Origin of the sequence: Carboxydothermus islandicus (assembly GCF_001950325.1) — a bacterium.
Taxonomy (GTDB): domain Bacteria; phylum Bacillota; class Z-2901; order Carboxydothermales; family Carboxydothermaceae; genus Carboxydothermus; species Carboxydothermus islandicus.
Window position 1 is genome coordinate 26,243 of record NZ_BDJL01000132.1, and the last position, 26,108, is coordinate 52,350.

Below are 26,108 nucleotides of genomic sequence, written 5' to 3' on the forward strand. Positions count from 1 at the left end.
TGTGCGGGTAATTTATATTCCTTTACCGGGTATTTTAAAATCCATAATTAAGCTTTTTCTAAAATAGGCGGGTTAAAGCCCGTCTTTTTTGTTATTTTTTACCTTCTTTTGGTATTGCTTTGGCGTTATGTGGAAGGCTTTTTTAAATTCTTTTATAAAATACGAGATATTTTCATAGCCGACGTCATAGCAGGTTTCGGTAACACTCTGGTATTGTAAAAGTTCTTTGGCCTTTTTAAGTCGAAGCTCTTTTATATATTCCTTGGGGGTTTTGCAAGTATAAGTCTTAAAATATCTACTAAACTCGTACTCTTCCATGCCAAAAATTTTGGCAATATCGGCTACTTTAATGTTCTTATGATAACTTTCATTAATATAGCTTAAAATATTGTTGATCCTGGCATTTTTTACAGAGTTTATAATTTCCTTCGCACCTCTAAATTTCAATATTTCATAGAGCATTTCCTGAATATAGAGGTCCAGCAAAAACTCTTTTCCTTTATCCTGGCTGTTTAAGGTCTTTACAATCCTTTTATAAGTGCCCAGCATTTCGTCATTGAAGCTACTTAAAAAAAAGTGATTTGTGACCTTTTTTATTTCTTCATGGCCTAATTCAATTTGGATCCGGTCAATTAACTGGTTAACAACATTATTATCGACCTCAATAACAAGAGCTTTGGTTTTATTTCCGATGTTTAAATCTACCTTTGAATTAGGGGCTAAGATTGCAAAGTTATCTTTAGTATATTCGACGCTCTCCAATTCATTTATAGAAACTTGCTTCTTGCCCTCTAAAATCGTACAAATTCTTAAATAATTCCTGGTATAGTAAGTAGTTTTAATTGGTTTATCAAAATCATAATATAAAATTTTCGCCTTCTCGGTATCAAATTCTTTAGCGGGGGTTAAAATAGGTAAAAACATTATATTCACCCCTTGTGCAATTTTGGGTTATTTTTTGCAAAAGTGGGTTAGAATTGGCGTTTTGTGCTTGTTATAATTTTATCAAACTTTAAAAATAAATTGAACAGGGGGTTAAAAAATGAAGACGTACCGATTTTACATGCCGCCGGTTAGCCTAATGGGTATTGGTTGTTTAAAAGAGGCCGGCAAGGAAATTAAAAAGCTCGGTTTTAAAAAAGCTCTAATTGTAACCGATAAGGTACTGGTTGAGATTGGTCTTGTTAATAAGTTAACCGAAATCCTGGACAACGAAGGAATCGAGTATGTTATTTTTGATGAAACTAAACCAAATCCTACGGTTAAAAATGTTGAGGATGGTCTAAAAATGTTAAAAGAGAACAACTGTGATTTTTTAATTTCCTTTGGTGGAGGTTCACCTCACGACTGTGCCAAAGGCATTGGGCTGGTGGCAACTAATGGAGGCTCCATAAAGGATTATGAAGGGGTAAATAAGTCGTCTAAACCAATGTTACCTCTGGTGGCGGTAAACACCACTGCTGGTACAGCCAGTGAAATGACGAGATTTTCAATAATAACCGACGAGGATAGACATGTAAAGATGGCCATTGTTGACTGGCATGTAACTCCGATACTAGCGGTTAACGATCCCGAGTTAATGGTAGAAATGCCAAAAGCTTTAACTGCCGCAACGGGGATGGATGCTTTAACCCATGCCATTGAAGCTTATGTATCTCTTGACGCAACTCCGGTTACCGACGCAGCAGCCTTAATGGCAATTGAGCTTATTTTTAAATACCTGAAACGGGCAGTTGAAAATGGAAAAGATATTGAGGCAAGGGATAAAATGGCTTATGCGGAGTATTTAGCGGGAGTAGCCTTTAACAATGCAGGTTTAGGATATGTGCATGCAATGGCTCACCAGCTGGGAGGGTTTTACGATCTTCCCCATGGGGTGTGCAATGCTGTATTGCTTCCTCATGTGCAGGTTTATAATTTGCAGGTTGTACCCGAAAGATTTATTGATATAGCCAAGGCAATGGGAATAAATGTAGAAAACTTAACGGCCAAGGAAGCTGGAGAAAAGGTAATTGAAGCCATAAAAACTCTTTCCAGGGAAATTGGCATACCATCGGGTCTTAAAGAATTAGGAGTTAAAGAAGAGGATCTTAAGACTTTAGCCGAAAATGCCCTTAAAGATGCTTGTGGATTTACCAACCCCAAGCAGGCGAGCTTGGATGATATTATCCGGATATTTAAAGAAGCAATGTAATATTCAACAAAAAGTGTATGGATAGACTTTCTGCCGTTTAATATTCGCCAATACTTCGGGTATTGGCGAATTTATTTGCCTTTGGCATTTATGCAATTAAATAATACCCCATAAAAAAAATTAATGGTATTTGTCGAAAAAATCGCTAAGGAAAAGAGGAATTTTCTCCTGAAGGAAGAATATAAATACCGAATGAAAAACCATATCTTTGAAGGGAAAGGGATAGGAGGTGAAGATTAACACCTTAAAAGGTGTAAAACATTATGAATGTTCTAAATTATACAAAGCTCAGAGATGAAAAATTTATTGAAGAGGTTGAAAAGGAAAGCGGCCAGCATTTGAGGGATTGCTACCAGTGCGGTAAATGCACCGCTGGTTGTCCGGTAGCGTATGCCATGGATTATACCCCGAACCAGATAATGCATTTATCAAAAACCGGGATAGGGGAAGAGGTTTTACGGAGCCGGACCATCTGGATTTGTGCTTCCTGCAACACCTGTACTACTCGTTGTCCGAAAAATATCGACATTGCCCGAGTAATGGACAGCTTAAGGATAATTGCCCGCCGGAAGGGTTATACGGCAAACAGCCGGAATGTGGCTGCCTTTAACCGGATTTTCCTGGATATGATTAAAAATTACGGGAAGCTTTATGAGCTGGGTTTAATTCTTAATTTTAACCTGAAAACCGGCCAGCCTTTTAAAGATGCCAGCTTGGGACCGAAAATGTTAGCATCAGGTAAACTGGCCTTTTTCCCATCCAAGGTAAAAAATTCGGGAGAAATTAAAAAGATTTTTGAAACTATAGAAAAACTGGAGGGTGGCAACTAATGAAATACGCATATTATCCCGGTTGTTCCCTCCACTCAACCGCTAAGGAATACGACATGTCTACCAAAAAGGTGGCACAGGCTTTAAATATTGAACTGGTGGAAGTTCCCGACTGGAACTGCTGCGGAGCTACTGCCGGGCACAGTACCAGTCACTTACTGGCGGTAGCTTTAGGGGCGCGGAATCTTGCGCAGGCGGAAACCTTAGGTCTGGATATTGCTGCACCTTGCGCTGCCTGTTACCAGCGGTTGGTGGTGGCAGAAAGGGAAATGAAGGAAAACCCGGAAATCCGCGAAAAAATCAATGGTACGTTAGCGCGGCCGTATGAAGGAAATACCCATACTTACTCCCTGGTGGAAGTTATCGCCAGGGTAAAGGACCAAATAGAAAATTTGAAAGTTAAATCTTTTACCGGACTAAAGGTTGCAGCTTATTATGGCTGTCTTTTGGTCAAGCCTCCGCAAATTATGCAGTTTGACGACCCGGAAAATCCGCAAGTTTTAGATGATCTGGTGCGGGCAACCGGGGCAGAGGCCGTTGACTGGTCGTTTAAGACCGAATGCTGCGGTGGAGCCCTGGCGGTTTCCAATACCGAAATTGTTTTAAAACTTACCCGTGATATCCTGCGGGTAGCTAAAGATCGTGGAGCGGATGTTATCGTTACCGCCTGTCCCCTTTGTCAGTCTAACCTTGATACCCGTCAGGAGCAGATTAAAGAAGTTTACGGGGACGATTTCAACCTGCCCATATTGTATTTTACTGAATTAATCGGGTTAGCTCTCGGTATAAAACCGGAGGAGCTTGGCTTAAATACCCACTTTGTTAGCACCAAAAAAGTACTGGAGTGGAGAGATGCACGATGAAGAGAATAGGAGTTTTTGTCTGCTGGTGCGGTTCTAATATCGGTGGGGTTGTGGATGTCCCGAGAGTAGCTGAGGCGGCAAAGGAAATGCCCAATGTGGTGTTTGCTACCGATTATAAATATATGTGCTCGGAGCCCGGCCAGGAGCTGATTATCAAAGCGGCTAAAGAGCACAACCTGGACCGGGTGGTGGTAGCATCCTGCTCGCCGCGTTTGCATGAACAAACCTTTAGAAAGGCTGCCGAACGGGCAGGACTTAACCCCTACATGTTTGAAATGGCCAACATCCGGGAGCATGTTTCCTGGGTCCATGCTCAAGAAAAAGAAAAAGCGACCGAAAAGGCAATTGAGCTGGTCAGACGGGCAGTGTTTAAAGCTGCACGCCTGGAGCCCCTTTACAAATCAGCTATCGGTATCACGAAAAAAGCCCTGGTCATCGGTGGTGGTATTGCCGGGATTCAGGCGGCTTTGGATATCGCCGATGCGGGTTTTCAGGTTATCTTGGTGGAGAAAGAGCCGACCATTGGCGGGAAAATGGCGCAGCTTGATAAAACTTTCCCAACCTTAGACTGCTCCAGCTGAATATCTACCCCAAAGATGGCGGCTGCGGCGCAGCACCCAAATATTAAGCTTTACACTTATGCGGAAGTTACGGAAGTTTCCGGTTATATCGGCAATTTTGAAATTACCATTAAGCAAAAAGCCAAATCGGTAGACCATAATAAATGTACCGGCTGCGGTACTTGCTGGGAAAAATGCCCCACTAAAGTAGACAGTGAATTTGACTTAGGGCTCGGTAAGCGGAAAGCTATCTATATTCCTTTTGCCCAGGCGGTTCCCAATAAGCCGGTCATTGACCGTAATACCTGCCGGCAGTTTACCAAGGGTAAATGCGGAGTCTGCCAGAAGGTATGTCCTACCGGAGCTGTAGATTACGACCAGCAGGATGAATATATTAAAGAAAAAGTTGGAGCCATTGTCATGGCTACCGGCTATGACCTGTTTGAGTGGGAGAAAGTGTACGGTGAGTACGGTTATGGTCGGTATCCGGACGTGATTACCGGATTGCATTTTGAGCGGATGGCCAGCGCTTCCGGTCCTACCGGTGGTAAGATTATTCGTCCGTCCGATGGCAAAGAGCCCAAAACGGTTGTATTTATTAAATGCGTTGGTTCACGGGATGACCAAAAAGGCAAGAGCTACTGCTCCCGGGCCTGCTGTATGTACACTGCCAAGCATGCGCACCAGGTTTTGGAAAAGATTCCCGGAGCCCAGGCGTATATCTTTTACATGGATGTCCGGACCGCCGGCAAGATGTACGAAGAATTTTACGCCAAAACTCTGGAAGACGGTGCTCAGTACATTAGGGGACGAGTATCGAAGATTTATCCTTTAGGAGATAAACTGATCGTTCGCGGCGCTGACACCTTAGCGGGGGTTCCGGTGGAAATTGAAGCCGACCTGGTGGTCTTAGCCACGGCTATGGTACCGGCCAAGGGGTCGGAGGAAATTGCCAAAATTGTCGGCTTTTCTTTAGATAAAGATGGCTTCTTCCAGGAAGCTCACCCCAAGCTTGGGCCGGTGGAGACCACTACCGGAGGGGTATTTTTAGCCGGCGCTTGCCAGGGGCCCAAGGATATTCCCGATACGGTAGCTCAGGCCAGTGCAGCAGCGGCCAAGGTTATCGGGCTTTTATCCAAGGACCAGTTAGCTGCCGAGCCAATCGTCAGCCAGGTTAACGAAGAACTTTGTTCGGGTTGCGAATTATGTAAACCCATTTGTCCGTATAAGGCTATCGACATGAAGAAGATTACCGAACGGGCCCACGGTAAGGTTATCGAACGCACCGTGGCAACGGTTAACACCAGCTTGTGTCAGGGGTGCGGAGCCTGTACCGTTGCCTGCCGGGTAGGAGCCCTGAACTTAAAAGGCTTTACCAACGAACAGCTCCTGGCGGAGGTGGAAGCAATATGTCTGTAGAGCAAAACTTTGAGCCGAAAATAATAGCGTTCTTTTGCAACTGGTGTAGTTACGCCGGAGCAGACCTGGCGGGGGTTAGCCGGATGCAGTACCCCACCAACTTGCGGATAATCCGGGTACCCTGCTCCGGCCGGGTTAATCCTCAGTTTGTCATCAAAGCTTTTCAGCGGGGCATTGATGGGGTTCTGGTATCCGGCTGACATCCCGGTGACTGCCACTATGTTAGTGGCAATTACTACACCCGCAGAAGGTTCCTTTTAATGAAACGGCTTTTTGAATTTATTGGTTTTGAGCCCGGGCGTTTTCATGCCCGCTGGATTTCCGGCTCGGAGGCCCAAAAAGTGGTGGAAACTGCCAGGAAAGTTACCGAAGAGGTGCGGGCCTTAGGACCAAACAAGAAGATGAGGGATGACCGATGCTAAAGGAAAAAATTAAGTCTACCGTTACCGAACTTTTGGAAAATAAACGGATTGATTTTGTTATTGGTTACGGCGCCGGTTCCGATGCCGGAACTGTGCGGCCGGCTTTCGTAAAGTCGGTGGAGGAAGTGGAGCAGCTTATTTGGTCGCCCTTTGCGGTTAATAATTTAGCGAAATTTGTGATGGATCATTTGTATGAAAATATAAAAATTGGGGTAATTGTCAAAGGTTGTGATTCCCGTTCTGTAATCCGGCTGGTTCAGGACAAGGTATTTCCCCGGGAGAATTTCTATGTAATCGGTGTACCCTGTAAGGGTATTTTGGACAAAAATAAAGTTGCCAAGGATTTTGACCTTTCCGGGGATTTGGTAGATTTTACCGAACAGGGCGACGAAGTTATCTTAAAAACATCAAAAGGCGAGTTTAAACTTCGTAAAGAAGATTATCTCTTGGATAAATGCTACCGATGTGAAACCCCAACGCCCGTGGTTTACGATGTGTTATTGGGCGAGGAAGTAGCTCCTTTTAGAACGGACGATTATGAAGATGTCAAAGCTATTGAAAACCTTTCGGTAGAGGAAAAATCCAGGTACTGGGATAAACAGTTTGAAAAATGCATCCGTTGTTATGCCTGCCGGAACGTTTGTTCTGCCTGTAACTGCCGGGATTGCGTTTTTGACATGGCGGAACCAAACTGGGTGGGTAAAGCGGCTAATTTATCGGAAAATACCGCATTCCATTTAATCCGGGCGTGGCACGTTGCCGGGCGGTGTGTGGACTGCGGTGAATGTTCCCGGGTTTGTCCCATGGGAATACCGGTAAATACTTTAAACCGGAAAATGATTAAGGACATGAAAGAACTGTTTGCGGTAGAGACTCCGGGCAAAAATCCCGAGCAGGGGCCGGTTCTGGGGACCTTTAGAACCGACGACCCGGAAGAGTTTATGTAGTTAAACCTACGAGGTGACTTAAAGATGAGAAAAGGATACATCTTAAAGGAAAGTTTTAAAACCTGGTTAGGGGCTATTAAAGAAAAGTTTCCCCTGATAGCTCCGGTTCAGGACGATGGTCTAACCCTTTTTAAAGAAGTGGAAAAGGTTGACGATATAGTCTTGGATTACGGAATCACCCGGATGCCTCCAAAAGATCTTTTCTTTCCGCAAACCGAAAAGATGTTTCGCATAAAAAACAAAAATAACGTGGCGATTGAATTGGAATCTCCGGAAAAAGTAACCGACGAACTGGTACTGTTTGGCGTTCATTCCTGTGATTTAAAGAGCATTTTGGCTTTAGACCCGGTCTTTACCACCCGTTTTCCCGACCGGTACTACCAGGAGCGCCGGGATAAAACCTATGTGATAGGTTTATCCTGCACTAAAGCTTTACCCACTTGTTTTTGCACCGCTTATGGCATCAATCCTACCGACGCCGATGGTGCGGATGTTCATTTAACCGAGCTCGGGGATAAGTACCTTGTGGAAGTGGTTACCGAGCGCGGGGAAAAGTTAGCTGCGGCTATTCCCGGAATAATTTTTGAAGATACCACGAATTTAGAAGCGGAAAAAGCCAAGCTTACCGAAAAGGTTAAAGGAGAAATAAAGTTTATTGACTTAACCGGGGTAAAAGAGGTTCTGGATGAAAACTTTGAACTTCCCCTCTGGGAAAAGTGGGCGCAAAAATGCCTTGGTTGTGGGATTTGTACCTACGTTTGTCCGACCTGCCACTGCTTTGATATCAATGATTTTAACCGCGGTGATGGGGTCGGTGAGCGGTTTAGATGCTGGGATTCCTGTATGTTTTCCGATTTTACCCGGATGGCTGGAGGCCATAACCCGCGTCCTACGAAAAAGGAAAGAGTTAGAAACCGCTTTATGCATAAGTTAAAATACCACCTGGACCGGTATAACATAGTAGGATGCGTTGGCTGTGGTCGTTGCGTCCAGCGTTGCCCTGAAAATATCGACATCCGGGCAATAATTTCCGACATAAAGGGTGGGGTGTAATGGCACTGGAAAATCCTTTATTACCGCATATTGCAACCATAACCAAGGTGATTGATGAAACTCCCGATGTAAAAACTTTTCAGATGGTTTTTGATGATCCCGGGGTGTTTGATGTTTTTAAGCAAAAGCCCGGACAGGTAGCGCAGATTTCCATCTTTGGAGTGGGAGAAGCGACAATTTCTATAACCTCTTCTCCCACCAGGAAGGGAATGCTCGAGTTTTCCATCAAAAAGGTGGGAAGACTTACTTCGGTTATCCACCAGATGGAGCCAGGAATGAAGGTGGGAATCCGGGGTCCCTACGGCAATCATTTTCCCTATGAAATGATGAAAGGAAAGGATCTCCTTTTTATCGGAGGGGGGATTGGTTTAGCGCCGCTAAGATCGCTTATTGACTTTGTTTTAGCCCCGGAAAACCGCCAGGATTACGGGAAGGTGGAAATCCTTTACGGGGCCCGTTCCTCGGCCGACCTTTGCTTTAAATACGATTTATTTGATAACTGGCCCAGGCAGCCGGACACCAAAGTTTACGTTACCATTGACCGTCCCGAAGAAGGCTGGGATGGCCATGTGGGATTTGTTCCTGCTTACCTGGAAGAACTAAATCCCAATCCTCAAAATAAAGTAACTATTACCTGCGGACCACCAATAATGATTAAATTTGTCCTGCAGGCGTTGGAAAAGATGGGTTATTCCGAGGACCAGGTGGTAACCACCCTGGAATTAAAAATGAAATGCGGTATAGGTAAATGCGGACGCTGCAATATCGGAAGCAAATTTGTTTGTGTTGATGGTCCTGTCTTTACCTTACGCGAACTTAAAAAACTGCCTCCAGAATTTTAAAAAGTTACCCGGCGTATGCCGGGTTTTTTTGTAGAAATGGCGGGAAATGTGTAGAAATATTTTGATAAATATTTTCGGTGAAGGGAAAGGAATATTAAACAAGGTGGCGAAAATTATAGAATAATAAAACATTAAAGGGGGCAGTTAATGATTTTTTGTTTTTTAGTAATTATTTTAATTGCCTTGGTTGTGGTATTTCATAATAAGCTTTTTTATAGCATTAGTATTACGCTGGATAAAAAAAATAAACTATTGCCAATCTTGTTGCGTTTTAAAAAATTAACTTATTTATACTATCTGATTTTAAATGATTCGCCGAATGTCATTATTGCGGTGGATAGGGAGAAAAAAGTGGTTTTTTTTAATAGCAGGGCGGAAGAGGTTTTTGAGATAAAAAAAGAAGAGGTCTTGGGAAAGGATTACGAGTCATTTTTGCAAAAACACAATATCATGGGGCGTTCGATTTTGCTGGATTCTTTAAAATATCAAAAAGTATTTGAAATAGAAAATTATCCTGTAAAGATTGGGAACCAGGAAAAACGCTTTTGGGGAAAAAGCTATCCCCTGTTTAATCCTAAAGGAGAAGTTATAGGGGCAGTATTAGTTTTATGGGATACCAGGGGCAAGCATTTGTTAACTTCAGAACTCATAAATCAGGAAAAGTTTTCGGTGGTTAAAACAATAGCTGCCGGCACGGCCCATGAAATTAGAAACCCTTTAACTACTGTTAAAGGGTTTATCCAGCTTTTAGGCCAGGATAAAATAAAAGATCCGGACAGTAAAGTATTTTTAAATACCATCTTGCAAGAAATTGATAGAATTGAAAAAATTATTTCGGAGCTGTTAATTTTAGCAAACGACAAAGGATTGAAAAAAGCATTTCTAAACTTAAATCGGTTAGTAGAAAAGGCTGTAGAAAATTTTGCTCCGGTTGCTTACTTAAACAATATTTCCATTATTAAAAATTTAGCAAGCGATTTGCCATTAATTTTAGGAGATGAAGGAAGCCTTTATCTGGCCATTACAAGTATTTTAAATAATGCTTTAGAAGCCCTTGAGAAAAATGGGGTTATTAATATTGAAACGTTTTATGAAAAAGAAAAAAATAGAGTCGGCCTCCGCATTTCCGATAACGGACCGGGAATTCCTGAAGAACTGCAATTGAAGGTCTTTGAACCCTTTTTTACGACAAAAGCTAACGGAACAGGACTGGGTCTTGCCCTTTGTTACCGAATGGTTGAAGAGCATGAGGGAGAGATACGGGTTTATAACAACAGTACCGGTGGGGCGACCTTTGAAATTACTCTTCCGCTACCCTTAGAGAATGCTCACACCCAAAATTCCGCCAATTGCGCCGGCTAAAAGGATAATTAAACTTTTTTCAAAAAAGGATACCCAGGAAAAGGGAGTGTGAAACAATACTGCTGAAGCGATTAAAAAAATAATGATAAAAATTATCCCGAGTAAAAGGCCGTGCCAGAGGCCTTTTTTTTGTGCCCTGCGACTTGCGGCAAAGCCGCCGGCTAAAAGACTTATAAAAAGAATCGCAAAGCTTAAAGCTGTCCACCAGGCAAAATTGGTGATAAAATAGTAAAAAATAACGGCAAAGATCGTACCTGTAAAAAGTAAAGTTCCGAGGGCTATAATCGTACCCCAGAAAACTGCCTGTAAGTTCATAATGAACCCCCTTTACCATCGTTTCTACAGTAAAAAATATGAACAAGCTTATTTTTTCAGAACCGAAGGAGTGAGGAAAATGGCAGAAATTGCCTATGAACTTGGTAATAGTTTGTATATCAACTTAACTAACCGGTGTACCAATGCCTGCGAGTTTTGCATCCGAAAAACCGAGAAAGGGGTCGGTTACGACCTGTGGTTAGACCGGGAACCGGATACCCGGGAGATAATCGCAGCCCTTAAAGAAAAAGATCCGTTAAAATACGAAGAAGTGGTATTCTGCGGTTATGGTGAACCGCTTTTAAGAATTAAAGAGGTGGTGGAAGTAGCCCGGTGGTTAAAAGAAATTGGGGTGAAAAAAGTACGTATTAACACTAACGGTTTGGCCAACCGGTATCATGGGAGAAACATTTTGCCGGAGCTCAAGGGACTGGTTGATATAATCTCTATCAGTTTAAATGCTCAGGATGCCGAAACTTACCAGAAGGTGAGCCGCTCCCGTTACGGGCAAGAGGCATATGCCGAAGTTTTAAAATTTATCGAAGAAAGCAAAAAATATATACCGGAGGTAGTGGTCACGGTGGTCCGCTGGGAAGGAGTTGATGTGGAGGAGGCCAAAAAAGTTGCCGAACGCATGGGAGTTAAGTTGCGCGTGCGGGAGTTTTATGGAAATTAAAATTAAAAGGCTGTCAATATCTCGAGAAAATGTCACCTAAAAAAGTAGGTAATTATCTTGAGAAAATGTCACTTAAGATTAACCGGGATATGAAATAATAGCTGATTCCGCATGGCAACGTCAAGGGTAAACGGAGCGGCAAAAAGCAGCCGCCCTTGACATTGCCAGCGTTCATCAGCTTGGATAACAATTAACCCGGTTAATGAAAAAATATGGCAAAGCCCTAAGCATATTTTGATAAGAAAATATCTTCAAGCATTTTGAGGATATCCCTATCACTATCTTCAAAAGTAACTTTTTTGATAAGTTTATGGCCGTACTTGTAGTAATGGGAGTCAGGTGGAATCCAAGGTTTATTCTTTTTAGTTTCTGAGGGCTTCTGAGAGCTAATAGAAATAGCTTCATACTCTTTTAAGATTTCTTGAAAATGCAAGAAATTAGCTCGTTGATAAATGTTAGATTTTTTAAGGCTAACGATTTTTTGAACTAAATCCTGAGAGATGGCATGAGCAGGTTTTCTGCCTTTATTTTTATGGATCAGGAACGCAGGACCTTCGTTTAGTACCCCCTTTTTTAGTCTGATAATTTGGCGTTCACTGAGTTCGAGGCATAAAGCTGCTTCTTTCACAGTAATGTGGCCATCAATTAATTTGGTAATTACTGCAAACCTATTCAGTTGTTTTTGGGACATTGTGATAAGCACCTCGTTTTTCATACATGACATTTTATCACGATAATTTACATAGTGACATTATCACAAGATAATCACAAATTAAAATTAAAAGGCTTGACAAAAACGACAAAATGTAATACTATAAAAACAAAGAAATACCCCCCGGGGGTATAGGAGGAGAAGATGTACGTTCGCGATAAGGAAGGGTTAGCAAAGCGGTTAAAGCGTTTGGAAGGGCAAATTCGAGGTATTGCCAAAATGGTGGAGGAAGACCGCTACTGTATTGATATTTTAAATCAAATTGAAGCGGCCAAGGGGGCATTGGACAGAGTTGCGCTGTTAATTTTAGAGGGACACCTGAAAGGGTGTGTCAAGAAGGCGATTAAAACCGGTGAAGAAGAACCGGTAATGAAAGAACTTTTAGAGGTTTTGGATAAATTTATACGATGAGGGGGAATTTAAAATGTGTGAACATTGCGGAGCTCACAGTCATGCAGCAGAGCAAACTGTGGTTTTAAAAGTCGAGGGGATGACCTGCAACCACTGTAAAATGTCGGTGGAAAAAGCCCTTTATACGGTTAACGGAGTAAAAATGGCTGCTGTCAACCTTGCGGAAGGCCTGGCTACCGTTCTATATGACCCAACCTTGGCCAGTGTCGAGCAAATGAAAGCGGCGGTAGCAAAAGCCGGCTATGAAGTGGTAGGGGTTTAGTAAAAAGGGGGAGTTACTCCCCCTTTTTACGCCAAAAAGAGGGACGGTTCTGATATTTGCGTTTATACGCCAAAAAAAAGAACCGTCCCTGAATTTGGCGTTTGGATGCGACTTTGGGGATGGTGATTGTTATGGAGACGGCTAATTTAAAAGTTTACGGGATGAGCTGTGCTGCCTGCGTGAAGAAGGTAGAAAAGGGTATCAGCGGGATTCCCGGGGTGGAACAGGTAGTGGTTAATCTTATTAATAATCAGGTGGCGGTAAAGTACGACCCGCAAAAAACCGGCATTTCCGATTTTGCCAGGGTTATCGAGGACTTGGGTTATGAGATGGGAGTTGCTGAATATAAGTTCCGGGTCGAGGGTATGAGTTGCGCTGCCTGCGTGCAAAAGGTGGAAAAAGTGGCCCGCGGGTTTGCCGGTGTCCTTGAAGCCGTAGTAAATCTGCCTGCCCAGCAGCTTACAGTAAAAGCCTATGAAGGGGTTTTGGATGTTGGCCGGCTTAAGCGGGAAATCCGGGAACTGGGGTATGAAATCTTTAATTATGAAGAAATTGATCCCTTAGCCCGGGAGAAAGAAGCCCGGGAAAAGGAAATTCGCCACCAGCGGTTAAAAATGATAGTAGTATGGCCCCTGGCCATCTTGGCAATGATAGGTACCATGCGCCATTTGTGGATATTTAAATATTTTGTACCCGAATGGTTAGGGAACAACTATTTTTTGATGGCCATTACCACACCGGTGGTCATTTATGGGGGTTATGAATTTTTTGTTAAAAGTTACCAGGGATTAAGACGTGGCGTTACCGATATGAACCTTTTGTACGCCACCGGTATTGGAGCAGCTTATATTATTGCAGTGATTAACACTTTATTTCCAAACGCCGGTTTTGGCGGACCAAAAGCTACTTTTTTTGAATCGGCAGCTCTTTTAACTGCTTTTATTATTCTTGGACGATACCTGGAAGCCCTGACCCGGGGCAGAACTTCGGAAGCTTTAAGAAAATTAATTAGCCTGAAACCAAAAACCGCTCGGGTATTAATTGATGGGGTAGAAAAAGAGATCCCTGCCGATGAAGTAGAGATTGGGGACCTGGTGGTAGTAAGACCCGGAGAGACGATTCCGGTAGATGGGGTGGTTGAGCGTGGAATGGCAGCAGTTGATGAATCAATGTTAACCGGCGAAAGTTTACCGGTGGATAAAGGCGAAGGCAGCATGGTTCTTGGAGGTAGTATCATTAAAGCGGGAGCATTAACCGTAAAAGCTACCCGGGTGGGAAAAGAAACCTCTCTCTCCCGGATCATAAAACTTATGGAGGAAGCTCAAACCACCAAGGCGCCTTTGCAAAAGCTTGCTGACGTGGTAGCGGGTAATTTTATTCTTGGCGTGCATATTCTGGCATTAGTTGCGTTTTTCTTCTGGTTTTTTTACGGCTACCAGGCGTTTTTTACTCCTGAGACCCGCTTTTTAATGTCTCCGGCAAAGATTGCAGAAGTAGGGGTATTTGGCTTTTCCATGCTGGTAAGCTTAACGGTGCTGGTAATTTCCTGCCCGTGTGCGGTGGGCCTGGCTATGCCCAGCGCTATTATGGCCGGAACCGGGAAAGGTGCGGAATACGGTGTCCTGTTTAAAAATGCCGAGGTAATTGAAAAAATGACCAAAGTAAGGGTTATAGCTTTTGATAAAACCGGAACCATTACCAAAGGTGCGCCGGAAGTAACGGATGTTATTCCGTTTGAAATAAATGAACGGCAATTACTTGAATTTGCAGCCGTTGCTGAAAAATTGTCAGAACATCCACTGGCTCAGGCTATTGTAAAAAAATACCATGAAGTAAACAACAATGAACCTGCAGAACCTGCGACCTTTCAAAATATACCGGGAAAAGGAATTATTGCATCCTTTGCTGGTGTAGAAATCCTTGCCGGGAGTGAAAAATTTCTGCAGGAAAATAAGGTTGATACGTCCTTTACCAGTGATACTGCTGAAAAACTAAAAGCGGAAGGGAAATCGTTGGTTTATTTTGCAGCTGACCGGCGGTTAGTTGGAATAATAGCCTTAGCGGATACTGTTAAAGAAAATTCAGCGAAAGCGATTGAACTTTTAAAGAAAAAGGGGTATATTCCGGTAATGCTGACCGGGGATAACGAAGTTACCGCCCGGGCTATTGCCGAGAAGGTAGGAATTTCCGAAGTGGTGGCCGGTGTCTTACCCGAAGGCAAGGTAGAAGCAATTAAAGCTTATCAAGGGAAAGGTTATCGTGTAGCTATGGCCGGCGATGGAATAAATGATGCCCCAGCTTTAACCCAAGCCGATGTTGGGATAGCCATGGGTACCGGTACGGACATTGCCAAGGAAGCCGGAGAAGTGGTTATTATTAAAGGGGATCTTTTGGACGTGGTTAATTCCCTTGATATTGCCCGGGCTACCTTTGGTAAAGTCAAGCAAAACTTCTTCTGGGCGTTTGTGTATAACACCCTGGGGATACCTTTTGCTGCGGGAGTGTTTTACCCCTGGACCAGGGCTTTGGTAAGCCCGGAGCTGGCAGCTCTTTTAATGGCTTTAAGCTCCGTGTCGGTGACTTTAAATACGCTTCTTTTGAAAAGATTTAAGCCTACGGGAAAGGCGGTGGGCTAAATGACCGAACAAGAAGCATTAAGAAAAAGCCGGGTGGTATACTGGACGTTATCTCTGTTGATGGGTTTATTCTTTTTGGGGCTGGCTTTGTTAACGGGAAACTACCGGCCAACAGAGTTAATTGGGGGTTTTCTATGGGTAACTTTTTTAATGCTGATAATTACGATGCCCTTGGTGATACCGTATTATAAAAATAAGGCAAAATAAAATTAAGGGCCGACCGCTAAAAAACCGGTTCAGCCCTTTTTTATTTACTTAAAAGGGATTTTGGTTGTATACAATAATTGTTTTTGAGGAGTCTTCTATTTTTTTCCCGCCCAGGTCTATTGCCGTTACTTTTACCGTGTAGGTTCCAGGGGCAACAAAGCTCATGGCACTTCGTAAGTCCCAGGCAATTTGCACCGGACCATCCATAAAGTTATTGCTCATAAGATTTTTTACAGCTCTGTTGTAGCTATCGAAAATTTGGACGGTGACCATCGCCGGACGGCTCAAGGAAAATCTTATGCTGGCAAAATTGTAACCATTTGCGGTTCTATTATATACGGTGTTATCTACAGTTACTGTACCCAGACTTAGTGACCGATTATCCAGCACAAAATAATTGCTGTAGATATCGAACGGATTACCGGTAACATCACTACCCAGTAAACGGAAATAATATACGCCGTAACTTACGGAATTAAAAACAGGGTTACCGTAAACGGAAAAGTTTAAGGTGTTGCTTCCAAGCTTAAAGGCTGGAGAAAGGATATAGACCTCCGAGTTAACACCTTTTTCGTAAACTAAAAGGAAAACCGCACTACTCGGGGGCTCAAAAAAGTTAAAGGTAGCTTTAAGGAATTTTTTGGGAGCAAAAGCGTGATAGTTATCGCTTGTCCCGGGCATTACCAGGTCGTATCCTTTAAAAGTAACACCGTTAGTATTGCTGGATTTTTTTACTATAGCTATTAACGGTGAGACATAATTGTTTTTGGTATTGCCAGCCAGATCTTTTATAGTAAATACAAATACATAACTACCATTGTTTACGAATTTACCGCTGCTGGTAAGCCCGGACCAGGTGACAAAATTAGCACCTGCTTTTTGCGGAACACCGTTTAATAAAGTGGCTACCACTGTACCTTTCCCTTTAACATTATCGTAGGCTGCCACTTGCACGGTTACATAACTGTTTTCACTTAAGTTATACCTGGCAATAAACTTTTCCCCAGCAACGGGGTCAAAGTAACTTTTCGTTATTACGGTATTGTTTTTGTCATATACTTCGTAAGTAATGGAAGTTACGGAAATGTCTGGAGGTATATCATCAAAATATACGTACTCGTAAACACCGCCTGCAATTGTGTTTTTTAAATCAAAGAGATACACTTTATAAAAAGCACTGGTCGTGAAATTTTTTAAATCTGTATTTTTTAACGACAAAGAAAATTTTCCGCTTTTTACTGAAATTGATTTAAAGAGCTTTTCTTGATTGTTTTGATCGTAGATTGTAGCTCCAATGGTGTCAGCGGTAGAATAACCAGCAATTGTTAAATTTTTGCCATTAAATACCGGTGGACTTATAGTGACGTACAGGCCTTTTTGTACTTCCCCCAGGGACATAAAGCTTAAGAAAACTAAGGCGGTAAAAGTTATAACCAGGATCAAGGGGTACGGCTTGGCTTTCTTCACGCTAATACCTCCTAAACTTTAGTAAACTCGAATCTCCTTGGACTAAATACCCCTCTTTTAATTAATTCGGAAGAAAAAAATATTTTTTAAGTAAAGGTAAGACTGAAATATGTAAAATGGTGCAGGGATTTAAAAAAATAAGACGAATTTATTTATCGAGGTGAAACGTATGTTTGATTTAAGTCCGGAACTCCAAAATAAACTTCGTGAATTAAACAGTTTATTAAAAAACCGCCGGGAAAATTTAAAAAACCGGATGGCCATAAGAGAAATGCTTAAAAACCGTGGAGCTAAATTTATTAACCTTAAGAATTATGACAGCAACGAAAACCTTCTCATTACCGGAATAGACGGTTCGGTTAATTACTACGGAGTCTACCCCTATCGCATCTTTTTTTTCCAGGCCTATGCGGCAACTCCGAAAGGCGATAAAATTATAGTAAGCGATGTCAAAGCACCTTTTTTAGAGGATAAACCGGACGATGATCCCAAAGATCGTGTGCTGCCGGCTTTAGAGCTTGAAGCTTCGTTAAAAGCAATAGACCGGTTTAAGCCGGATATAATGCTTTTTGATGGGGGATTTATCCGTTACCGCCGGCACGCTCCCGAAAGGTGGGAACAGGTGGAAAAGGCCCTTTTGGAAAAGGATGTCTTGGGAATTGGAATTATTGAAGAAGCTCAGTCTCAGGCAATTGCCAAAATCGTAACCGACCGGATAGGGGTTTACGACCGGGAAATTCTTTTTGGCTTATTAAATCCCGGAGAGGCGCTTTTCTTTGACGAAACGTTAAAAGAGGGTTTCTTTACGGTTTTTGCAAGACTCAGTAGGCACCCCCAGGCAATCGCGGTGGATTTCTTAGAGAGTCAAAAAGAGCGGGCGAAGATGGCGTTAGAGCTTTTATATGCTCTAACTCCGGAAGATTCTCGCGGAATTCCTTTTTTCCTCGATGTCATCGATTCCAAGACTAAATTATCGAAAGAAGCGGTAGAGATACTCCTTGCTTCCTGCTTTGACCGGGAAATCTTAGAATTATATTTAAGACCTCTCAGGGAAGAGCGAATCATTTAAAAGGAGAGGATTGACGTTGCGGGTTGTTGGTGTTAGCACCCAGCAGTTTGTATATCTTGCTTCGGAGAAAAAGAAGTTTTATGTTAATGAAATTTTAGTAATCGAAGACCCGGATTTGGGAAAATTACGGGGGGTAGTAATTGAAGCTAAAACTATAAACCGTTATCTTCCCCTGTCCTTTGAGAAAGGAACGGTCCTTGACCAAAAAGTTTTTGATAGCTTAACCAGGCTTGGTTTTAATCTTGCCGATGAAGAAGTTAATATTGCTTATGTTCGCCTCCTGGATACGGCGGCACTTCCGGTAAAAGTGGGTTCCCCGGCCCGGGTTCCGACTTTTCCCGAAGTTTCGGACCTGTTAGTACGCCAAACACCGGATAAAGGGCTGATCTTAGGGGAGATTGCGGGAAGCGAAGCTTTAGGCCCGCTGCCGCCGGAATATTCTAACTTGTACTGTCTTCTTGAAAATACTGAGCCGGTAATGGGAAAAGGTGTTCCCTTTATTTTTGACTACCGTTCTATGGCTGATTACCCACATATAGGAATTTTTGGGGGTTCAGGCTCGGGTAAGTCGTTTGGACTAAGGGTACTTTTGGAAGAATTAATGGCCAAAAAAATTCCCTGCCTGGTTTTTGATCCCCACGGGGAGATGGAGTTTTCCGAATCCTATCCGGGAATCCCCAAAGAAATTGCCCGGGATTACCGGGATAGATATCTTTCTTTAAAAATCGGGGACGAAGTGGGAATAAGATTTTCGGAGCTTACCACCCCGGAACTGGTGAGCCTTTTAAATGCCATAAGCAGCATTAGCGAGTCGATGGAAAGTGCCGTGGAAGCTTTATTTGAACCGGGAAAAGATAGTGAGGTTACCTTTGGGGAAAAAATCAAAGCATTACTGGAAGCTTTGGAAAATGAAAAATTATATAAAGGGCCCGTACCCGATTATTTGGAAGGAGAAGCATTAAAAAGACACCTGTTTGTCCGGGAAATTTACGAGAAATACGGCTACCGGGTAAACCAGTATCAGAGCTTGAAAGGAATTCTCTGGCGCTTTGAAAGTTTAAGAGCCAAAAATCTTTTTGCCAAATCGGTAGCAATTGCCCGGGAGGCTTTACTTCAGCGAAAAACGGTAGTTATCCGGGGAAATTTGAGCTTACTTAAAATATATTCCGCCTACCTCTTAAGAAAGTTATACTATGCCCGGAGAAACTACGTGGATATGCGGACTTTTGGGGAAGCGGGCGAATACTTTCCGCCGTTTTTCATAGTAACCGATGAAGCGCATAATTTTGCCCCTAAGGGAGAGAAAGAAACGCCTACCCGGAGAATATTGCGGGAAATTGCCCAGGAAGGAAGAAAATACGGGGTATTCCTGACCTTAGCCACCCAGCGGCCGGCCCTTTTGGATGAAACCATTACCGCCCAGTTATCCACCAAGTTTATCTTCCGCACCGTCCGGGCTACCGATATCAGCACCATTCGGGAAGAAACGGATATTACCGGGGAAGAGGCTGCCAAACTACCCTACTTGCCTTCGGGTTTAGCTTATATTAGTTCCGCCTGGATCGGACGAACCGTACCGGTAAAAATTCGAGCCGCTCACACCAAGAGTCCATATACGGAAAATCCTTTTGATGAGTTAGTCGAAAAGACATCGGTAGCTTCGGAAAAATTACTGGCAACTTTGAGAAAATTTCTTCCCCTTAGAACCACTTCTCTAAACGCCCTGTTACCTTATATCGGCGATGAGTTAGGGTGGGAAATCAGTTATGATGAAATTATCGCTTTTTTAAATGACCAGGTGGAACAGGGGATTTTCACAAAAATTGATCACGGTCCTTTTGGTTGCGAGTATGTTTTAAAGGAGTAGAGAAAATGCGTTTTTTATATATAACCGATACCCATTTTCGCGGGAATTCGCCCCAAAACCGGATGGATGATTTTCCTCAAACTTTAAGAAAAAAAATGGAGGAAGTGGTACAGGCGGCCCAGGACCTTCAGGTGGACGCCGTTTTGCACGGTGGAGATTTGTTTGAAATTCCCAATCCTGCGGTAAACGTTGTCGGTGATGTGGTAAGATTTTTAAAAGCACTGGGAAAACCGTTTTATATTGTTCCCGGCAACCACGACCTTTTTGGCCAAAACCCTCAAACTTTAAACCGCACCATGCTGGGCTTGCTGGGTCAGGTAGGGCTTTTGAAAATTTTAGAACCGGGAGAAAAGGTGTTTTTTGAAAAAGACGGAGTACGCTTGCAGCTTACCGGCCAGGGTTATCACTTTGACCTCGATACCGAACGGGGCCGGGAGGGCTACATAGTAAAAGATAAAGAAGCGGATCTTGCCATTCACATTGTCCACGGTATGCTCCTGGATCGGCCTTTTTTCCAGACGGTGGCATATACCTTAATTGATGATATTAAAGAAACCGAAGCTGATTTAACCTTAACGGGCCATGCTCACCTTGGTTTTAACGAAATCGTCGTTAACAATAAAAAATTTATCAATCCCGGAGCTTTAGTTAGAACCACGGTACTGCCGGCGGAAGTAAACCGCCAACCGCAGATGGTCTTAATTGAAGCCGGGAAAGACGGTATTACCACCAAGTTTTTGCCCTTAAAAACGGCACTCCCCGGGGAGCAGGTCTTAAATATTGAAAAAGCTACGGAAATGAAGCTACGGGAAGAACGGTTAGCCCGGATAATCAGCGAGGTACGGACAGGTGGGGATTTTCGCAGTTTGAAGCTGGAAAATATCCTGCGGGAAATTGCCCGAAAAGAACAGCTACCGGAAGAAGTCCGGGAAGAAGCTTTAAAAAGAATAGCTCAAGCGGAAATAGAAATGGCCCGGGAGGAGGTAGATGATGTACCTTGAAAAATTAATTCTGGTAAATTTTCAGTCCCATAAATATTCGGAATTTAATTTTGCACCGGGCTTAAACGTCATCGTAGGAGAATCGGACCGCGGGAAAACGGCGGTAATCCGGGCGCTGCGCTGGCTTTTTTACAACGAGCCCAAAGGAAGCGAGTTTATCCGGGTAGGAGAAAAGGAAGCAAGGGTTACCGCCTATTTTTCTAACGGCTTAATTGTTTCCCGGGAAAGGAGCGACCGAAAAAACCGCTATGTTTTAATAAAACCCGGGGAAGCACCGGTAGTTTTCGAAAAGTTTGGTCAGGATGTACCTCCCGAAATTAGCGAAGTTTTGGGAGTACAAAAAATCCGCCTGGATAAAGATTGGGAAGTAGCTTTGAATTTAAGTACCCAGTTAGAACCGCCTTTTCTACTATTCGAATCGGCCACCCGTAAGGCCAAAGCTATCGGGCAGTTTCAAGGGGTACATCTCTTAGATTATGCAGCTAAAAACGTATCCCGGGATATCCGGAACATTGATGAAGAGATCCGTTATAAAAATACCGAAATTGCCGCCTTAAAAGAAAAACTTGAGGAGTTTTCGGATTTGCCGCACCTTTTCGCAAGATTAAATAACTTAAAGACCAGAAAATTTATTGCCAAAAGTGTTGTTGAACGCTTGAATAACTTAACCACCCTTCGGGAAAGTCTGGAACAGGTAAGGCTGAAAATTCACGAAAATAAAGATATAGTAAAAAAACTTGGGGTGGTTTCGGTAGAAAAATTTGGGAAAATCGAAGCTTTGTATAAACGTTATCAGGAACTTTTAAAGTTAAAGGAAAGTTATACGGGAATTCTACAAAAGAAAAGAGAAGCTCTGGAAATTCTCAACCATACTTTAACGCTGCCCAGGGCGAAAGAGTATTTAGAGGAAGCCCTGGATACTTACTTTAAGCTAAAAACTTTACAGCAATTGGCGGAAAAACGGCAAAAGATTAGCGAACAGAAAAGAAAACTTCTGTATATAATCGGAATCTTAACCCCGGTGGAAGTTACCGTGAGGAAATACCAGGAGATATTGCCCGACTACAAAAAACAGCAGGAGTTACTTGGTAAATACCAGGAGTTACAGAAACTTGGCAGGCATAAAACTTATTACGCCGGAATTATTTACAAATACCGGAAAATTCCGGAATTGGCCCAAACTTTAAAAAATCTTGAAGAAAAATTAAAAAGGTATGAACAGTTAACGGTTCTTTTGCATAACCTTTCGGGGATAGACCGGAGGAAAAAAGAGCAGGAAAGGGAACTGGAAAGTATTAAGCAGGAGGTAGTTAAGCTGCAAAATCAGTATAGAGAGGTGCTCCTGCAGGCCGGACGCTGTCCGACCTGTAATACACCTCTGGATGAAGAAACTGTACAAAAGATAATCTTTGGGGAGGTAGTGCAATGAATTTTGAAGAAAAGCTCAATCAATTAAAAAAGGGAATAGACACCGCATTAAACCATAAAAACCGGGCGGAAGCCCTTTTAATGCACGTTCAGGAACAGGAAAAAGAGCTCTTGCGCCAGATTGAGGAACTCGGGGTTGAGCCGGACAAATTGGAGGAAGAAATCAAGCGCCTGGAAGAAGAGCTGACCCGGCAAATTGCTGAAATGGAACGGGAAATTCCCTGGGACTTAATTGAAAAGTTAGAGGCGAAGACCAAATGAGAGAAAAGCTTTTACAGTTAGAGGAAGCGTTAAATCAATTAGAACAGTATTATCTTATTCGGAAGGGTCAAAAGGAGCAAATAGAAAAAGAGCTTTTGGAAAAAGAAGAGAAATTAAAAAAACTTACCGCGGAGCGGGATAAACTTGAAAAAACCCGTTATCTCCTGCTGGTGGCCGGGCAGTACGCCCGGGAACAGGCGAAAAAATACCTGGAAGATATTGCTACAAGTACTCTCCAGTACGTATTTGGCCCGGAAATAAGCCTGGAAATAGAACTTTCCGAGCGGGCAGGGGCCAATACCGCCGAGTTTTTTGTGGTATCCGATTACGGTAGCTTAAAAGTAAAAAACCGCCCGGAAGATGCCCGGGGCGGCGGAGTGGTGGACATCCTGTCCTTAGCTTTAAGAATCTTTTTATTAAATGCCGTTGAACCCAAAATTAAAGGTCCCCTGCTTTTGGATGAACCGGGAAAACACGTATCGGACGAGTTTGTAAGTTCTCTTGCCATGTTTTTAAAAGAAACTTCCCGCCATTTTAACCGGCAGGTAATAATGGTCACGCACAATCAAAACTTAGCAGGAATTGCCGATAAAGCGTTTTTGGTGGAGTTAAAAGAAGGGGTTTCGGAAGTTAGGGAGTTAAACCTTTAGGAGACAAACGGTATTTCTCCCTTTATTTTTTGCCTGGTAGAGCGCATTGTCGGCAGCTTTTAATACTTCATGGAAAGATTTCCCATTTTGCGGAAAGTGTCCGATGCCAATACTTATGGTAAGGGAAAGTTCAATGTTGCGGGCCACAGAGTTCCGGATTCTTTCAGCTATTTGCCTTGCTTTTTCGGGAGAGGTTTCCGGTAAAAGGATTAGAAACTCTTCGCCCCCAAAACGAAAGACTTTGTCCTGTTTTCTAACAGAGTTTTTGATTATACCGGCAATTTTTTTTAGTGCTTCATCTCCGGCTAAATGACCTAAAGAGTCGTTATACTGCTTAAAAAAATCAATGTCGGCCATTAGGATTGCGTATTCAAAGTTTGACTGGCTTGTTTGCCGGTCAATTATTTTTGCTTCTTTTTCTAAGAAATGCCGGTTATATAAGCCTGTGAGGTTATCGGTATAGGAAAGATTTAAAAGCTCCCTTACTTCTTCTGCGGAATAGTTTTCCCTTTGGCTGGTTTTTTCCTTTAAATTTACATTAATTAATACTTCCGTTAAGGCTATTGTTAAGAATGGTTTAAAAATACTTGTCAAATCAAATGGGGTGTGATAAAAAATAGTAGAAAGTAGCATCCCGGTGAAAATAGCCGGGAAAAAGAGGACACTTTTTAAAGATAGGTTTAAAAGAAAAATTAGAGGGTAAGAGGCAAAATTGTTCCAGTTGAAAGTAAAATAAAGGCTACTTAAAAGGTAGGTCGCTATCACCACCGTTGGCTTGCTTAAATACCTGTTTCGGGGAGAATTATAAAAGAAGATTAAACCGGATAAGGTTAATAGTAACAAAATAAGAGCCGGGAAGTTTACATTAAAGATTAACAATAAAAGCAAAATCAGCCCTTTGGTTAAGTTTTGCTCCATCTTTTTCACCTGAACCGAAAACTAAAATACCAAAAATTTAATTCAATAATTTTCCAAAAATCCCTGCTAAAGTTATGGCAAAAAATTCCAACAAATTCCGCTATAGACCCCAAGAAATTTGCAAAAAATATTTACGGAGGTAGAAACTTAGTGTTTAAAATATCCGTATCTACAACTTTTGACGCAGCCCATTTTTTAAAAGATTATGACGGAAAATGTGCCAATTTACATGGCCATACCTGGCGGGTTGAAGCAGAAGTGGAAGGGCAGACCACCAATGATTTGGGGCTTTTAATTGATTTTGGTATGATTAAAGATTATTTAAAAGATATAACTTCTCGCCTGGATCATAAGCTTTTAAATGACGTTTTGCAGGATAATCCAACTGCCGAAAACATTGCCCGTTATATTTTTAAAGAGTTAAAAGCAAAACTTGTAGTCTATCCCGAAATAAAATTGTGTGCTGTTAAAGTTTGGGAATCTCCCAATAATGCTGCTACCTATTTGGAGTGATAATATGGAGAAAGCAATTGTGTTACTTTCGGCGGGGCTTGATTCTACCGTATCCCTTGCTTATGGAGTACGAAAATTTCAGGTGGTGCTGGGCCTGACTTTTAATTACGGGCAAAAAGCTGCCCAAAAGGAAATCGAACACAGTAAAAAAATTTTGGATTACTATGGTATTCCCCAGGAAGTAATTGAACTATCGTTTTTAAAGAAGATTACTAGAACCTCTCTGGTGGCTGAAGATCAAGAAATACCTACCGATATAGATTTGGAAAACGATGATGCCGTCAAAACCTCAATGGAAAAAGTTTGGGTTCCCAATAGAAATGGTCTTTTTATTAATATCGCCGCCGCCTATGCCGAAAGTATGGGAGCAAAATACATAATTACCGGATTTAATGCGGAAGAAGCAAAAACTTTTAGCGATAACTCCCGGGAGTTTGTCGAGGCGGTTAATCACGCTTTAAAATACAGTACCTTAAATCACGTGCAAGTGGTCAGCTTTACCCAGAATTTAGAAAAATCCGAGATTTACCGCCTGGGAGTTGAACTGGGGGCTCCCATGGACTTAATCTGGAGTTGTTACTACGGCGGAAACGAAATGTGCGGGGTATGTGAAAGCTGTTTAAGGCTAAAACGGGCGCGGGGAGGAACTTAAATGTTTGCTCGCTTTATCGACCAAAAAATTGATTACGATGGTTCACAGCTTAGGCCCCACTTTATTTATGAAAATTTTGGTTTAATTGGCGATGCGATAATTGCCTTTCGCGGCAGGGCCGAGGTATCAGACCACCTGGTGGACTTAGAAGACAAAAAAGAAAACGCTTTTATTTACAGTGAAGACATGCTTCATTTTCTCGTTGAACATTTTGACCTGGATTTGGAAAAAACGGTTTTAAGACAGCGGCTTTTAGTGGCCATAATTAAAGAAACTCTGGAAGCTTTAATCGATAAACCAATTGTCCGGATGGGCGATGACCTTTATATTGACGACCGGAAACTTTCGGTGTCTATTGCTACCAAATCTTTGGTATCTACTTTAATTCATACCGGGATAAACATTAGAAGTGACAACACTCCAGTAGCGGCAATTGGCCTTGCCGATTTGGGTTTAGAAGGCAAGGTGGAATATATAGGGCGCTTAATTGTTCAGCGCTATGGTATGGAAATGGAAGCTATAAATTTGGCAAAGGCTAAGGTAAGAGGAGTTTTTTAATCCTGAAATCGAG

Annotated in this window: 28 protein-coding genes; 23 read left to right on the top strand and 5 right to left on the bottom strand. The window is 42.5% G+C overall.

Annotation, left to right across the window (positions count from 1 at the left end):
- Nucleotides 1-72 precede the first annotated feature (72 nt).
- Nucleotides 73-924: a helix-turn-helix domain-containing protein gene (locus ciss_RS10635; RefSeq protein WP_075866268.1), complete on the bottom strand. Its 852-nt coding sequence runs from the start codon at nucleotides 922-924 to the stop codon at nucleotides 73-75.
- A 118-nt stretch (nucleotides 925-1,042) separates the two neighbouring features.
- On the opposite strand from ciss_RS10635, the gene yiaY reads away from it, so the two are divergent.
- The 9 genes from yiaY (at nucleotide 1,043) to ciss_RS10680 (ending at nucleotide 10,492) form a co-directional block, all read left to right on the top strand.
- Nucleotides 1,043-2,194 carry an L-threonine dehydrogenase gene (yiaY, locus tag ciss_RS10640; RefSeq protein ID WP_075866269.1) on the top strand — a complete coding sequence of 384 codons (1,152 nt, stop codon included), beginning with the start codon at nucleotides 1,043-1,045 and terminating at the stop codon, nucleotides 2,192-2,194.
- A 263-nt stretch (nucleotides 2,195-2,457) separates the two neighbouring features.
- Complete coding sequence (locus ciss_RS10645) at nucleotides 2,458-3,024, top strand: 4Fe-4S dicluster domain-containing protein (protein WP_075866270.1); 567 nt, start codon at nucleotides 2,458-2,460, stop codon at nucleotides 3,022-3,024.
- Nucleotides 3,024-3,887 (top strand): CoB--CoM heterodisulfide reductase iron-sulfur subunit B family protein, encoded by an 864-nt coding sequence (locus ciss_RS10650; protein WP_075866271.1) that lies wholly within the window; start codon nucleotides 3,024-3,026, stop codon nucleotides 3,885-3,887. The genes ciss_RS10645 and ciss_RS10650 overlap by 1 nt, the downstream gene beginning before the upstream one ends.
- Nucleotides 3,884-5,866: a CoB--CoM heterodisulfide reductase iron-sulfur subunit A family protein gene (locus tag ciss_RS10655; RefSeq protein ID WP_077177562.1), complete on the top strand. Its 1,983-nt coding sequence runs from the start codon at nucleotides 3,884-3,886 to the stop codon at nucleotides 5,864-5,866. Before ciss_RS10650 ends, ciss_RS10655 begins: the two co-directional genes overlap by 4 nt.
- Nucleotides 5,857-6,288, top strand: a complete 432-nt coding sequence (locus ciss_RS10660; RefSeq protein ID WP_166504021.1) for a hydrogenase iron-sulfur subunit — start codon at nucleotides 5,857-5,859, stop codon at nucleotides 6,286-6,288. The genes ciss_RS10655 and ciss_RS10660 overlap by 10 nt, the downstream gene beginning before the upstream one ends.
- Nucleotides 6,282-7,235 (top strand): 4Fe-4S dicluster domain-containing protein, encoded by a 954-nt coding sequence (locus ciss_RS10665; RefSeq protein ID WP_075866272.1) that lies wholly within the window; start codon nucleotides 6,282-6,284, stop codon nucleotides 7,233-7,235. Before ciss_RS10660 ends, ciss_RS10665 begins: the two co-directional genes overlap by 7 nt.
- 24 nt (nucleotides 7,236-7,259) lie before the next feature.
- A complete protein-coding gene (locus tag ciss_RS10670; RefSeq protein ID WP_075866273.1) occupies nucleotides 7,260-8,288 on the top strand; it encodes a 4Fe-4S dicluster domain-containing protein in 1,029 nt (342 codons plus the stop codon).
- Nucleotides 8,288-9,130, top strand: coding sequence for an FAD/NAD(P)-binding protein (locus ciss_RS10675; RefSeq protein WP_075866274.1), 843 nt, complete (start codon nucleotides 8,288-8,290; stop codon nucleotides 9,128-9,130). Before ciss_RS10670 ends, ciss_RS10675 begins: the two co-directional genes overlap by 1 nt.
- 147 nt (nucleotides 9,131-9,277) lie before the next feature.
- Nucleotides 9,278-10,492: a two-component system sensor histidine kinase NtrB gene (locus ciss_RS10680; RefSeq protein WP_075866275.1), complete on the top strand. Its 1,215-nt coding sequence runs from the start codon at nucleotides 9,278-9,280 to the stop codon at nucleotides 10,490-10,492.
- On the opposite strand, the gene ciss_RS10685 is transcribed toward ciss_RS10680, so the two are convergent.
- Entirely contained in the window at nucleotides 10,448-10,807 is a 360-nt protein-coding gene (locus tag ciss_RS10685) for a TIGR04086 family membrane protein (RefSeq protein ID WP_075866276.1), read from the bottom strand. The genes ciss_RS10680 and ciss_RS10685 overlap by 45 nt on opposite strands.
- A 79-nt stretch (nucleotides 10,808-10,886) precedes the next feature.
- Between ciss_RS10685 and ciss_RS10690 the strand changes: the two genes are divergently transcribed.
- Nucleotides 10,887-11,483 (top strand): TatD family nuclease-associated radical SAM protein, encoded by a 597-nt coding sequence (locus ciss_RS10690; protein ID WP_075866277.1) that lies wholly within the window; start codon nucleotides 10,887-10,889, stop codon nucleotides 11,481-11,483.
- A 223-nt stretch (nucleotides 11,484-11,706) separates the two neighbouring features.
- On the opposite strand, the gene ciss_RS10695 is transcribed toward ciss_RS10690, so the two are convergent.
- Nucleotides 11,707-12,174, bottom strand: a complete 468-nt coding sequence (locus ciss_RS10695) for a helix-turn-helix domain-containing protein (protein ID WP_075866278.1) — start codon at nucleotides 12,172-12,174, stop codon at nucleotides 11,707-11,709.
- 165 nt (nucleotides 12,175-12,339) lie between these two features.
- Here ciss_RS10695 and ciss_RS10700 point away from each other — a divergent pair, with 165 nt between their 5' ends.
- The 4 genes from ciss_RS10700 (at nucleotide 12,340) to ciss_RS10715 (ending at nucleotide 15,711) form a co-directional block, all read left to right on the top strand.
- Nucleotides 12,340-12,606, top strand: coding sequence for a metal-sensitive transcriptional regulator (locus tag ciss_RS10700; protein WP_075866279.1), 267 nt, complete (start codon nucleotides 12,340-12,342; stop codon nucleotides 12,604-12,606).
- A 13-nt stretch (nucleotides 12,607-12,619) separates the two neighbouring features.
- Nucleotides 12,620-12,868, top strand: coding sequence for a heavy-metal-associated domain-containing protein (locus ciss_RS10705; protein WP_075866280.1), 249 nt, complete (start codon nucleotides 12,620-12,622; stop codon nucleotides 12,866-12,868).
- Between the two features lie 131 nt (nucleotides 12,869-12,999).
- On the top strand, nucleotides 13,000-15,504 hold the full coding sequence (locus ciss_RS10710; protein ID WP_235837298.1) for a heavy metal translocating P-type ATPase: 2,505 nt from the start codon (nucleotides 13,000-13,002) through the stop codon (nucleotides 15,502-15,504).
- The gene (locus ciss_RS10715; RefSeq protein ID WP_075866281.1) at nucleotides 15,505-15,711 is read left to right on the top strand and encodes a hypothetical protein; all 207 of its coding nucleotides are present in this window, start codon (nucleotides 15,505-15,507) and stop codon (nucleotides 15,709-15,711) included. It abuts the gene before it with no gap.
- Nucleotides 15,712-15,759: 48 nt separating this feature from the next.
- Here ciss_RS10715 and ciss_RS10720 read toward each other — a convergent pair whose 3' ends face one another.
- Nucleotides 15,760-17,178 (bottom strand): hypothetical protein, encoded by a 1,419-nt coding sequence (locus tag ciss_RS10720; RefSeq protein ID WP_075866282.1) that lies wholly within the window; start codon nucleotides 17,176-17,178, stop codon nucleotides 15,760-15,762.
- Between the two features lie 169 nt (nucleotides 17,179-17,347).
- On the opposite strand from ciss_RS10720, the gene ciss_RS10725 reads away from it, so the two are divergent.
- The 6 genes from ciss_RS10725 to ciss_RS10750 are packed head-to-tail and all read left to right on the top strand — an operon-like array spanning nucleotide 17,348 to nucleotide 23,454.
- Nucleotides 17,348-18,247 (top strand): DNA double-strand break repair nuclease NurA, encoded by a 900-nt coding sequence (locus tag ciss_RS10725; RefSeq protein ID WP_075866283.1) that lies wholly within the window; start codon nucleotides 17,348-17,350, stop codon nucleotides 18,245-18,247.
- Between the two features lie 16 nt (nucleotides 18,248-18,263).
- Nucleotides 18,264-20,114, top strand: coding sequence for an ATP-binding protein (locus ciss_RS10730; protein ID WP_075866284.1), 1,851 nt, complete (start codon nucleotides 18,264-18,266; stop codon nucleotides 20,112-20,114).
- 5 nt (nucleotides 20,115-20,119) lie between these two features.
- The gene (locus ciss_RS10735) at nucleotides 20,120-21,115 is read left to right on the top strand and encodes a metallophosphoesterase family protein (RefSeq protein ID WP_075866285.1); all 996 of its coding nucleotides are present in this window, start codon (nucleotides 20,120-20,122) and stop codon (nucleotides 21,113-21,115) included.
- Nucleotides 21,102-22,544 (top strand): AAA family ATPase, encoded by a 1,443-nt coding sequence (locus ciss_RS10740; RefSeq protein WP_143298556.1) that lies wholly within the window; start codon nucleotides 21,102-21,104, stop codon nucleotides 22,542-22,544. The genes ciss_RS10735 and ciss_RS10740 overlap by 14 nt, the downstream gene beginning before the upstream one ends.
- Entirely contained in the window at nucleotides 22,541-22,804 is a 264-nt protein-coding gene (locus ciss_RS10745) for a hypothetical protein (RefSeq protein WP_075866287.1), read from the top strand. Before ciss_RS10740 ends, ciss_RS10745 begins: the two co-directional genes overlap by 4 nt.
- Nucleotides 22,801-23,454 (top strand): P-loop NTPase family protein, encoded by a 654-nt coding sequence (locus ciss_RS10750; protein WP_075866288.1) that lies wholly within the window; start codon nucleotides 22,801-22,803, stop codon nucleotides 23,452-23,454. The genes ciss_RS10745 and ciss_RS10750 overlap by 4 nt, the downstream gene beginning before the upstream one ends.
- Here ciss_RS10750 and ciss_RS10755 read toward each other — a convergent pair.
- Entirely contained in the window at nucleotides 23,443-24,372 is a 930-nt protein-coding gene (locus ciss_RS10755; RefSeq protein WP_075866289.1) for a GGDEF domain-containing protein, read from the bottom strand. The genes ciss_RS10750 and ciss_RS10755 overlap by 12 nt on opposite strands.
- Nucleotides 24,373-24,522: 150 nt before the next feature.
- Between ciss_RS10755 and queD the strand changes: the two genes are divergently transcribed.
- Genes queD through ciss_RS10770 form a run of 3 tightly spaced genes read left to right on the top strand, consistent with a single transcriptional unit; the run spans nucleotide 24,523 to nucleotide 26,095 of the window.
- Complete coding sequence (queD, locus tag ciss_RS10760; protein ID WP_075866290.1) at nucleotides 24,523-24,885, top strand: 6-carboxytetrahydropterin synthase QueD; 363 nt, start codon at nucleotides 24,523-24,525, stop codon at nucleotides 24,883-24,885.
- A gap of 4 nt (nucleotides 24,886-24,889) precedes the next feature.
- A complete protein-coding gene (gene queC / locus ciss_RS10765) occupies nucleotides 24,890-25,537 on the top strand; it encodes a 7-cyano-7-deazaguanine synthase QueC (protein ID WP_075866291.1) in 648 nt (215 codons plus the stop codon).
- On the top strand, nucleotides 25,538-26,095 hold the full coding sequence (locus tag ciss_RS10770) for a DUF366 family protein (RefSeq protein WP_075866292.1): 558 nt from the start codon (nucleotides 25,538-25,540) through the stop codon (nucleotides 26,093-26,095).
- The last annotated feature ends 13 nt before the right edge of the window (nucleotides 26,096-26,108 follow it).